At 71.4% G+C, this 10,155-nt stretch carries 13 protein-coding genes; 9 read left to right on the top strand and 4 right to left on the bottom strand.

The features are described 5' to 3' along the window. The first annotated feature begins 42 nt into the window (after positions 1-42). Complete coding sequence (locus CBQ26_RS12435; protein ID WP_143342095.1) at positions 43-609, top strand: IS630 family transposase; 567 nt, start codon at positions 43-45, stop codon at positions 607-609. 175 nt (positions 610-784) lie between these two features. Next, positions 785-1,135: an endonuclease domain-containing protein gene (locus CBQ26_RS12430; protein ID WP_088248950.1), complete on the top strand. Its 351-nt coding sequence runs from the start codon at positions 785-787 to the stop codon at positions 1,133-1,135. 57 nt (positions 1,136-1,192) lie between these two features. On the opposite strand, the gene CBQ26_RS12425 is transcribed toward CBQ26_RS12430, so the two are convergent. The 3 genes from CBQ26_RS12425 to CBQ26_RS12415 form a co-directional block, all read right to left on the bottom strand. Beyond that, positions 1,193-2,269: a PilT/PilU family type 4a pilus ATPase gene (locus tag CBQ26_RS12425; RefSeq protein ID WP_088248949.1), complete on the bottom strand. Its 1,077-nt coding sequence runs from the start codon at positions 2,267-2,269 to the stop codon at positions 1,193-1,195. 122 nt (positions 2,270-2,391) lie between these two features. Continuing rightward, positions 2,392-2,955 (bottom strand): DNA-binding protein, encoded by a 564-nt coding sequence (locus CBQ26_RS12420; protein WP_088248948.1) that lies wholly within the window; start codon positions 2,953-2,955, stop codon positions 2,392-2,394. Between the two features lie 17 nt (positions 2,956-2,972). Beyond that, entirely contained in the window at positions 2,973-3,551 is a 579-nt protein-coding gene (locus CBQ26_RS12415) for a 5-formyltetrahydrofolate cyclo-ligase (protein ID WP_088248947.1), read from the bottom strand. 124 nt (positions 3,552-3,675) lie between these two features. On the opposite strand from CBQ26_RS12415, the gene CBQ26_RS12410 reads away from it, so the two are divergent. The 7 genes from CBQ26_RS12410 to CBQ26_RS12380 all read left to right on the top strand — a co-directional run bounded on the left by CBQ26_RS12410 (position 3,676) and on the right by CBQ26_RS12380 (position 9,419). After that, on the top strand, positions 3,676-4,617 hold the full coding sequence (locus tag CBQ26_RS12410; RefSeq protein WP_088248946.1) for a carbon-nitrogen hydrolase family protein: 942 nt from the start codon (positions 3,676-3,678) through the stop codon (positions 4,615-4,617). A gap of 5 nt (positions 4,618-4,622) precedes the next feature. Beyond that, a complete protein-coding gene (locus tag CBQ26_RS12405) occupies positions 4,623-5,129 on the top strand; it encodes a GNAT family N-acetyltransferase (protein ID WP_088248957.1) in 507 nt (168 codons plus the stop codon). Positions 5,130-5,199: 70 nt separating this feature from the next. Next, positions 5,200-6,270 (top strand): S66 family peptidase, encoded by a 1,071-nt coding sequence (locus CBQ26_RS12400; protein WP_088248945.1) that lies wholly within the window; start codon positions 5,200-5,202, stop codon positions 6,268-6,270. Between the two features lie 65 nt (positions 6,271-6,335). Further along, positions 6,336-7,097 carry a metallophosphoesterase family protein gene (locus CBQ26_RS12395; RefSeq protein WP_088248944.1) on the top strand — a complete coding sequence of 254 codons (762 nt, stop codon included), beginning with the start codon at positions 6,336-6,338 and terminating at the stop codon, positions 7,095-7,097. After that, positions 7,094-8,038 carry a DNA polymerase III subunit delta' gene (locus CBQ26_RS12390; RefSeq protein ID WP_088248943.1) on the top strand — a complete coding sequence of 315 codons (945 nt, stop codon included), beginning with the start codon at positions 7,094-7,096 and terminating at the stop codon, positions 8,036-8,038. Before CBQ26_RS12395 ends, CBQ26_RS12390 begins: the two co-directional genes overlap by 4 nt. A gap of 33 nt (positions 8,039-8,071) precedes the next feature. Beyond that, the gene (locus tag CBQ26_RS12385; protein WP_088248942.1) at positions 8,072-8,713 is read left to right on the top strand and encodes an MBL fold metallo-hydrolase; all 642 of its coding nucleotides are present in this window, start codon (positions 8,072-8,074) and stop codon (positions 8,711-8,713) included. A 31-nt stretch (positions 8,714-8,744) separates the two neighbouring features. After that, positions 8,745-9,419 (top strand): DUF2270 domain-containing protein, encoded by a 675-nt coding sequence (locus CBQ26_RS12380; protein WP_088248941.1) that lies wholly within the window; start codon positions 8,745-8,747, stop codon positions 9,417-9,419. On the opposite strand, the gene CBQ26_RS12375 is transcribed toward CBQ26_RS12380, so the two are convergent. Further along, positions 9,398-10,135 (bottom strand): CDP-alcohol phosphatidyltransferase family protein, encoded by a 738-nt coding sequence (locus tag CBQ26_RS12375; protein WP_229844274.1) that lies wholly within the window; start codon positions 10,133-10,135, stop codon positions 9,398-9,400. The genes CBQ26_RS12380 and CBQ26_RS12375 overlap by 22 nt on opposite strands. Positions 10,136-10,155 lie beyond the last annotated feature (20 nt).

Raw genomic sequence — 10,155 nt, 5'->3', positions numbered from 1 at the left:
TGGCGGCGATGAGGCCGCACAGGAAGCGTTCAAAACAAAGTCCTGACCGAGACGCTCCGCCAGGCGGAGCGTCTCGTACCGCGTGTCTCGCTGTGGTGCATGGACGAACATCGAATCGGGCTCAAACCGATCCGGCGTTCCATGTGGGCGCCGACGGGGCAGCCGTTGACCTGCCCAGTTGAGCCTGGATACGAGTGGTTGTATGTGTACGCGTTTGTCAATCCGGAGAGTGGCGAGAGCTTGTTCTGGTTGATCCCGGTGGTGAACAAGCAGGCGTATGCGGCCGTCATGGCGGCGTTTGCGCAGAAGGTCGGCGCGGGCGCCGACCATCGGGTGTTGGTCGTTCAGGATGGGGCTGGTTTTCATGTGCCACCGGATGTCGGGCATCCTGAGGGGATTCAGACGGTGACATTGCCGCCGTACTCGCCGGAATTGCAGCCGGCGGAACGGCTCTGGGAGTTGACGGATGTGCCGATTGCGAATAGAGCGTTCAAGAGCATCAAGGAGGTGGAGGCAGCCCTCTCGGATCGCTGCGTCTGGTTGGAAGGTCAACCTGATCTGGTCACTCGGCACACGCTCTTCCACTGGTGGCCTTTATTGGCTAATTAATCGGAGTCCGTATCACTCGTCACACGCTCTTTCACTGGTGGCCTCTGTTGGCTAATTAATCGGAGTCCGTATCAGTCAGCTTCGCTGACAGCTCCCCTTAAGGGGAGCCTTTTTCTTTCTGCCTCCCCTTGAGGGGAGGTGCCCCCGGAGGGGGCGGAGGGGTTAGCCTTGCGCCATGCGGGACACGTACACCAGAACACTTGTGCCCCGTGCGCGTGAGCTGAGGCGCGCCATGACGCCTGCGGAGCGGCGATTGTGGTTCGATCTGCTGCGGTCGCATCCTGTGCGGTTTCGTCGGCAGGTGCCGTTGCTGGGCTTCATTCTGGATTTCTACGCGCCGTCCGCGCGGTTGTGCGTGGAGGTGGATGGCCGCAGTCATGACCGCCCGGAGGCCCAGGCGTACGATGTCGAGCGCTCGCGGGTGCTGGGTGGGGCGGGGATTCGTGTGCTGCGCGTGCAGAACGCGGAGGCCATGCGGAACCTGCCGGGCGTGGCTGCCCTGATCGAATCGGCACTCCAGCGATAAAAAAGGCTCCCCTTGAGGGGAGCTGTCAGCGAAGCTGACTGAGGGGTTTTTCCCTGCTCAGGCGTACTGGGCGCGCATCATCATGATCTTGAGTTCGTGGGGGCTGGTGGCGCTGGCCATGGCGTCTTCTTCGGTCATGAGGCCGCTGGCGACGAGGCTGGCGAGGTGCTGGTCGAAGGTGTGCATGCCGCGCGCGCCGCCTTCGAGGAGCGCCTGTTTGATTTCTTCGGTGCGTTCGGGGTCCTTGATGCATTCGCGGACGGTGGGGGTGCCGAGCAGGATTTCGAGGCCGAGGACGCGGCCGCCGGTGGCTTTGGGGAGCAGGCGCTGGCTGACGATGCCGACGATGCTTTCCGAGAGGCCCTGGCGGATCTGGTCGCGTTCGTGGGGGGCGAAGAAGTCGATGATGCGGTTGACGGTGCGGACGGCGTCCTGGGTGTGCAGGGTGGAAAAGACGAGGTGGCCGGTCTGGGCGGCGCTCAGGGCGGCTTCGACGGTTTCCTTGTCGCGCATCTCGCCGATGAGGATGACGTCGGGGTCCTGGCGCATGCTGGCGCGCAGGCCGTTGGCGAAGCTCATGGTGTCCATGCCGAGTTCGCGTTGGCTGATCATGGCCATCTGGTCTTTGTGCAGGACTTCGATGGGGTCTTCGAGGGTGACGATGTTGACGGGTTGGGTGGCGTTGATGTGGTTCAGGAGGCTGGCAAGGGTGGTGGTCTTGCCGCTGCCGGTGGGGCCGGTGACGAGGACGAGGCCGCGTTCGTGCTGGGCGAGCGCTTCGAAGGTGTCGATGGGCAGGCCGAGTTGCGCGAAGGTGGGGATGGCCTTGTCTTCGATGACGCGCATGATCAGGCCGATGGTGCCGCGCTGGTAGTAGGCGTTGACGCGGAAGCGGGCGAGGTTGGGGATGCCGTAGGCGAAGTCGGCTTCGCGTTTCTCGGTGAAGGCGTCCCACATGGCGGGGCTCATCATTTCGCGGGTGAAGGCTTCGACGTGTTCGGGGGCGAGGCGGGTGTCGCCGTAGCGTCTGATCACGCCGTTGACGCGCCCGGCGGGGGCGCTGCCGGTGCGCAGGTGGATGTCGCTGGCTCCTTCCTTGACGATGGCGGTCAGTACGCTGTTCAGGACACTCATGGTGTCCTCAGGGTAGGAGGGCGGGTCTTACAGTTTTAATGCAGGGCGCTGGTGTGGGTGGGGGGTGCGGTGGGGGGGATGGGCGGGCGGCGCCCTGTACCGGCCCTGGCCTGCCGGGCGGTCTACTCGCCGCGCAGTTTGCGGCTTTCGAGGTCGGCGTGCTGGGTCAGGTAGCGCAGCCACGCCTTGGGGGTCATGGGGCCGAGGCTGTTGTGGTTGATGGTCAGGGTGTCGTCCGGGGGGGTGTGGCCCAGGCGGCGGGTCAGGTCGACGGTGGCGGCGCGGGTGGTGGTGATCAGCGCCTGCAGGTCTTTCAGGGTGGTGTCCTGCGGGGGGCGGTAGGGGTGGTACGTGTCGGTCTGGTCGGGGGCCGCGCCGAGGGCGGCACTGAGGCGCTGCTGGCCCCAGCGTTCGATGCCGATGATGTGCGCGAGCAGCTCGCGGTTGGCGTGCGTGTCGGCGGCGCGGGCGGCGCGGCCGGTCAGGAGCGTCCCGGCCCGTTCGAGGCTCTGCCCGAGGTCGCGGTAGCTGCTGCGTCCGGCGGGGCGTTCCAGCACGCGGTTCACGACGAGTTCCGTGACTTCTTTCTTGCGGGTGCGGGCCACGTAGGCGGCCCCGGCGGCCACGCCGACCGTGGCGACCGTGACGAGGGCGGGCACGTAGGTGGGGGTGGTCTTCTTGCTCATGCCGCATGGTACGCGGTTCAGGGGGCGTCGGTTCCGCCAGGCGGGCGGGGCGTGAGGACCCGGTCGGGCGTGCCGATCAGGGCGACGTGCGAGTCGGCGGGGCAGGGGAGGGTGGGCCGCAGCATCAGCGGGTGCGCCAGCGTGAACTCGGGCAGACCCAGGTGCAGGCCGCGCGCACCCCACCCGAAGCCCTTCCCGAGCCGCGCGCCGTGATGGTCGGCGGCGACGCAGGCGATCACGGCGGCCTGCGCGCCCGCCGGGGTGGGGGTCGCCTCGCCGTGCGCGCTCAGGGCGCTGAGTTTCGCGCCGGCCGGGTCGGTCACGCGCCAGTACCAGCCTTCCTTCTTCTGGTGCGGCACGAACAGCGTCTTTCCGGCCTTCAGCGCCTGCTGTCGCAGGGGCAGCAGCGCCCGTTCCGGCCCGACGATCAGGGTGTGCAGCGCCGCCACGTCCGGGTGCGCCAGAAGCTGCGCGGCCGCCTTCCTCGCGTGCGTGAAGTTCGGGCAGTGCCCGTGCGGCGGCAGCGGGTACGCGCAGGCGCGGCGGGCCAGCAGGTCGTCCCACACCTGTTCGCGCAGCGCCCCGGCGGTGGTCATGCCTGCACGCTAGCAGAGGGGGAGGGCGGAGAGCAGATGGCAGATGGCGGATGGCGTGTGGCACCCGCGCAGATAGGTCATCTGGCGGCGGTGCGCGTGCAGCGGGGCGGGTACACTCGGGCGCATGACAGGGCATGAGGGCAGCGTGGAACGGGTGCGGGTGGCGGCGGCGGCGTACCCGGTGGACTTCCTGGCGGACTGGGCGGCCTTCGAGGCCAAGCTGACGCGCTGGGTGGCAGACGCGGCGGGCCAGGGCGCGGAGTTGCTGGTGTTCCCGGAGTACGCGCCGCTGGAACTCGTCAGTCTGCTCCCCACGGACCTGCACCATGACGTGATCGGGATGCGCCCGGCATTGCAGGCCTTCGTGCCGGAGTTCGTGGCGCTGCACGCCCGGCTGGCCCGCGAGTACGGCGTGGGCATCGTGGCCGGCAGTTACCCGGTCGCGCACGCGGGGGCGTTCGTGAACCGGGCGTTCGTGTTCGGCCCGGACGGCACGCAGGGCCATCAGGACAAGCTGCTGATGACCCGCTTCGAGGCCGAGGAGTGGCACGTCGCGCCGGGCGAGGGCGCGGCGGTGTTCGACCTGCCACTGCCCGGCGGCACGCTGCGTTTTGGCGTGGCGATCTGCTACGACAGCGAGTTTCCGGGACTGGCGCGCTCGCAGGCCGAGGCAGGCGCGGAACTGCTGGTCGTGCCGTCCTTCACGGGCAGCCGCGCCGGGTTCACGCGCGTGCGGGTGGGCAGTATGGCCCGCGCGCTCGAAAACCAGTGCTACGCCCTGCACGCCCCGCTGATCGCGGACGCCCCCTGGACGTACGCCGTCGAGGACGCGCACGGCGCCGCCAGCATCTACGCCCCGTCCGACAACGGACTGCCCGAGGACGGGATCGTGGCGCAGCTCGGCTGGAACGAGCCGGGCTGGCTGGTCACGGATCTGGACCTGACCCTGACCCGCCACGTCCGCGCGGACGGGCACGTCCTGAACTGGCGGGACCGGCACATCGGCGTGAGCCGCGCCGTGCCCGCCGGGATCGTCACGCTGGGCGGCGCGCCGGAACCCGCGTGACCGTCATGGTCCGCCGCCTGACGCCCGCCGACGCGCCCGCGTACCGGGCCGCGCGACTGGCGGCGCTGCACGCCGACCCGGCCGCCTTCCTGGCCAGCGCCGCCGAGTTCACCGCGCTGGACGACGCTGCCCTGGCCGCCCGCCTCGCGCCGGACGCGCCGGGCGTCACGCTGGGCGCCTTCCTGGACACTGACCTCGTGGGCCTGCTGACCCTGGTGCGTGAGGCGGCCCCACCCCTGGCGCACCGCGTGAACGTGTACGGCGTGTCCGTCGCCCTGACCGCGCGTGGGCAGGGTGTCGGCGCGGCGCTCGTGCAGGCCGGGGTGGAGCTGGCCCGCTCGTGGGCGGGCGTGACCTCGCTGCACCTCGCGGTGATGGACTCGCAGGCCGCCGCGCTCCGCCTGTACGAACGCGCCGGGTTCCGCGTGTGGGGCACCCAGCCGGACGCCGTGCGCCGCGACGGACGCGTGTACGCCGAGCACTGGCTGAGCCTCGACCTGACGGTCCCCTGAGCTTTTCAACAGCGGCCGGTACGCCAGTCGGCGCAGGCGGCCCGCACGCCCCGGCGGTAGGCTGCCCGGCATGACCGTTCCCGATCCGGCGTCCCTGGTGCTTCCCTCCGTGCAGCGCGGGTTCGTGCGTCCGCCGCGCCTGGGGCCGGGGTCGCGGGTGGCGGCGCTGAGCCTCTCGAGCGGGTTCGTCACCGAGGTCATGAACCGCTACCGCGCCGGGGTGCGGCAGGTCGCGCAGGAGTTCGGGTGGGAGGTCGTGCCCGCCCCGAACGCGCTGCGCGGCCCGGACTTCCTGGCGGCGAACCCGCAGGCCCGCGCGGACGACCTGCACTGGGCACTCCAGTCGCCGGACATAGACGGCATGGTCAGCATCATCGGCGGGGACGACAGCGTGCGCCTGCTGCCGCACCTGCGCCCGGACCTGATCCGCGCGCACCCGAAGGTCTTCCTGGGCTTCAGCGACTCCACCGTGACCCTCACGCAGTTCCTGCGGGCGGGCGTCATGGCGTACCACGGCCCGGCCCTCCTGACCGACCTCGCCGAGAACGGCGGGATGCATCCCTTCACGGTGCGGGGGCTGCGGCGCGCGCTGGTGGACCCGCCCACGCCCTTCGATCTGGAGGCCGCCCCGGAATGGACGCAGGGTGGCCCCGACTGGGCCGACGAGGCCGCGCAGGAAGTTCCGCGCACCTTCCGCCCCGGCGACGGCTGGGTGTGGCTCCAGGGTGACGCGCCCGCGCAGGGGCACCTGCTGGGCGGCTGCCTGGACGTGCTGGACATGCTGAACGGCACGCCCGGCTGGCCGGAACCGGCCCTGTGGCGCGGGGCGGTCCTGGCGCTGGAAACCAGTAACGACGTGCCGCCCCCGCATCAGGTGGGGTACTGGCTGCGCAACTACGCCGCGCAGGGCGTCCTGGCGGGCGCGGCCGGACTGATCCTGGCCCGCCCCCGCACCTACACGCCCGCAATGGTCGAGGACCTGCACGGCTGGGTGCGCCGCGTCCTGAACGAGGCGGGCCGCGCGGACCTGCCGGTCGTGGCAAACGTGGACTTCGGGCACACCAGCCCGCAACTCACGCTGCCGCTGGGCGCGCCCGCCCGCCTGGACCCCCGCGCGGGCCGCGTGACCGTCTGGCCCTGACGGGGGCGCCCGCCGGGTGCTGCCTTCCGGGTTTCACACGTTCGGATGAGGGGGCGCGCGCTATCATCGGCGGTGTGCGGCTCCTGCTGCTGTCTGACATTCACGCGAACCACACCGCCCTCCAGGCGGTCCTGAACGACGCCGAGAAACGCCGGTACGATCAGGTCATCCACCTTGGCGACGCGCTCGGCTACGGCCCGCACCCCCGCGAGGTCCTCGACGCGCTGCGCGACCTGGACGCCGTGTGCGTCCTGGGCAACCACGACGACATGCTGCTCCAGTACGCCGACGGCCGCCGCGAGACGAAAGACTCGATCGTCTCGATGGCGCTCATGTGGCAGCTGTCGCGCCTGTCCGACCGGGACGTGGCCTGGGTCCGCCTGTGGCGCGACGGGATCGACGATCCGCACGTCGGGGCGCGCTACCGGCACGGCACGCCCGTCAGCCTGGACGACTACACGGATTCCGTGCCTGCCGCCCGCGAGGCCTTCGGGCACTGGCAGGGCCGCCTGGGCTTCGTGGGGCACACGCACGTCCCGGCGGTGTACGCCACGCTGAACTCTCCGGTGGGCGACTGGATCAAGGCGCAGCACTTCACGGACGGCGGCAGTTACATGGTGCCGCCCAGCACCCGCGTGATCCTGAATCCGGGCAGCGTGGGGCAGCCGCGCGACGGGAACCCGCAGGCCAGTTACGCGGTGTTCGACACGGCCCGCGCGCACTTCGAGGTCTTCCGCGTGACCTACGACATCGAACGCGCGCAGGAGGCGGCGCTGGAGGCGGGGCTGCCGCAGGTGCTCGCCGCGCGCCTCGCCATCGGCAAGTGACGGCCTCCCCGCTGCCGGCCGACCTGCACGGGCCGCTGCTGGAGCAGACCGGCGCCTTCCAGGGCAACGCGCTGCTGCTGACCGGCCCGGCCCGCGTGGGCAAACTGGATGTCGCCCGCGCGGTCGCGGCGCAGCACAACTGCTCGGGCGCCCGCAGACCCTACGGCGAGGCCTGCGGCACCTGCCCGTCCTGCCGGGCGCTGGCGGCCGGGGGGCACCCGGACGTGCTGCTGGTCGAGCCGCGCGCCACGACCACGACCGGCAAGGCCGCGCGGCGCCGGCTGATTCCCATCGGGGCGGTCCTGTCGGCGCGTGACAAGGCCCGCGAGTACGAGACGCACGTCTTCGAATTCCTGGAGGTGCGGCCCACCTTCGCGCGGCGCGTGGTGATCGTCAGCGGCGCCGAGTACCTGGGACCGGAGGCCGCGAACGCCCTGCTGAAACTGGTCGAGGAACCCCCGCACCGGGCGCTGTTCGTGTTCCTGGCCGAGGACCGCCGCTCGGTCCTGCCGACCATCGTGAGCCGCAGCGCCCGCCTGAGCGTCACGCCCGCCCCGGACCGCGCGCTCCAGCGGGCGCTGGAACGCGCCGGTCACCCCCCGGACCCGGACCTGATCGCGTTCGCCGCCGGGCGCGCCGGGGTGCTGGGCGACCCCGCGAAGGTCAGCGCCGCGCTGGGCGACGCCCGCGACCTGACGGACGCGCTGGGCGACGGCCTGCTCGCCGCGTTGCAGGCGGCCGAGGCGCTCGAGAAACGCTTCGATCCCGGCTGGCACCCGGAGGCGCTGCGTTTCGTGTGGCGCACCCTGCCCCCCCACCAGCGCGCCCGCGCCGACAGCGCCCTGAACGCCCTGCAGGAGGCGCTTGAGGCCTACGCCAGCCCCAGCCTGAGCTTTCAGGTGTTCGCGCTGGCGCTGCGCGACGCCCTCGGGCACGCCTGACGGCCGCCCCGGCCGGGCGGTAGACTCCGGGGCATGACTGCTCCCTTCACGCACGGCCCGCTGCGCGTCTGGTCGCTGCCCACCGGTCCCATTCAGGAGAACGCCGTGCTGATCGCGGGCGAGCAGGGGCAGGGCTTCCTGATCGATCCGGGCGACGACGCCGGGCGCATCGCCGCGCTCGTCGCCGGGAGCGGCGTGACCGTCACGGGCATCCTGCTCACGCACGCGCACTTCGATCACATCGGGGCGGTGCAGCCGCTGCGCGAGCAGCTGGGCGTGCCCGTGTGGCTGCACCCCGCCGACCGGGACCTGTACGCGCTGGGCGCGCAGAGTGCCGCCCGCTGGAACCTGCCGTTCACGCAGCCCGCCCCGCCCGACCACGACATCACGGATGGGCAGACCTTCACGGCGGGCGACCTGACCCTGACGGCGCGGCACCTGCCGGGGCACGCGCCGGGGCACGTGGTGTTCGTGGCGCCCGGCGTGGTGATCGCCGGGGACACCCTGTTCCAGGGCGGGATCGGCCGCACTGATCTGCCCGGCGGGAACCACCCGCAGCTGCTGGCGGGCATCCGCGCGCAGCTGCTGACCCTCCCGGACGACACGGCCGTGTACCCCGGTCACGGCCCCCGCACCAGCGTCGGGCACGAGCGGCGCAGCAACCCCTTCCTGTGAGGGCCGCCCGCCCCGCCCCGGAGGGCCGCTGATGCCCGGCGTGGGCGGCGGTCCCGGCGCGGCCGTCACGCCGGGCCTGACCGACGTGAGTTACAGCACGAACACCGCGAACGCCCTGATTCACCTGTACCGCGCCGAGGTCGGCAAGATGACCGCCTACCGCCAGCGGCTGGACATGACCACCAACTGGTCGGTCGTCACGACCGCCGGTCTGGCGTCCTTCGCGCTGGGGGACGCCACGAACAGCCACGCGACGTTCCTGTTCGCCATGTTCATGAACTACTTCTTCCTGCGCCTGGAGGCGCGGCGGTTCCGGACCTTCGAGATCGCCCACCACCGCGTGCGGATCATGGAGCGTTTCTTCTACCCGGCCATGCTGGGCGACCGCGTGGACCCCGGCTGGCACCAGCTGCTGCTGGCCGAACTGGGCAAACCGCGCAGCCCCATGACCCGCGCCGACGCGCTCGGCTGGCGCCTGAACCGCAACTACCTGTGGATCTACACGGCCGTGCTGGTGGCGTGGCTGGCGAAACTGGACCTCGCGCAGCCCAAGGGCTGGGTGCTGGAATTCCCGGAGGCCTTCGCCCTGGCCGACATCGGGAACTTTCCCGGCTGGCTGGTCTTCCTGATGGTGGGCGGCTTCTACGCCTACCTGATCTGGCTGGCCGCCCGCGCCGCCCGCACCTACCCGCTGGAGGAAGGCTGAGCGGCGCCCCCGCCTGACCCGGTGCCGCCCGGCCCGGCCGCCCGTGACCGGCGCACGCGGTCCTCACGCCACAGCTGCACGCCCGCCAGCAGCAGCGCCTGCACCGGCAGGCTGCGGGTATACAGGCGCGGCCGGCCGGCCAGCACGCACGCGCCCAGCAGCAGCAGCTGCGTGGACAGCCCCAGGTTGGCAGTCACGACGTTCGCGGCGCGCGGCGTGTACGCCACCCGGTCGTCGGCCGTGGGCGCCCCGCCCGTCAGGCGCGCGAGGCGCCGCTCGAACAGCGCCCCCAGCGTCCGCTCCTGCGGCGTGAAGTAGGCGGCGTACACCGCCTTCAGGGCCGCCAGCACGCGGGGATTGTCCCCGGCCTGCGCGGGCGGGTCGCGGAACACCTCGCCGCGCGCCTCACGGAACTCGCGTTCCCACAGGAACTCCACGGTCATGATCAGGCTCTGGAGCAGCGTGGCCGGCACGCCCGCCGCGCCGCTGACCGCCACGTTCAGCGCCAGATCCACGACCAGGTCCATCTCGGTATCCAGGTAGCGGCCGGTCTCGGTGGTGCGGCCGGTCGCGCGGGCCAGTTGCCCGTCCAGGTTGTCCAGCACCGTCTTGACCTGCAGCAGCGCGGCGGGACGCAGGCGCTCGCCCCGGTGGATCAGCAGCGCGGCGTACAGACCCAGCGCCGTGTGCAGCAGCACCACATGTGCCGGGTTCACGTTGAGACGCGCCAGCGGGT

The organism is Deinococcus indicus, from assembly GCF_002198095.1.
Classification (GTDB): Bacteria; Deinococcota; Deinococci; order Deinococcales; family Deinococcaceae; genus Deinococcus; species Deinococcus caeni.
Note: the sequence above shows the minus strand (reverse complement) of the source record. Positions and strands in the feature narration are given on the sequence as shown.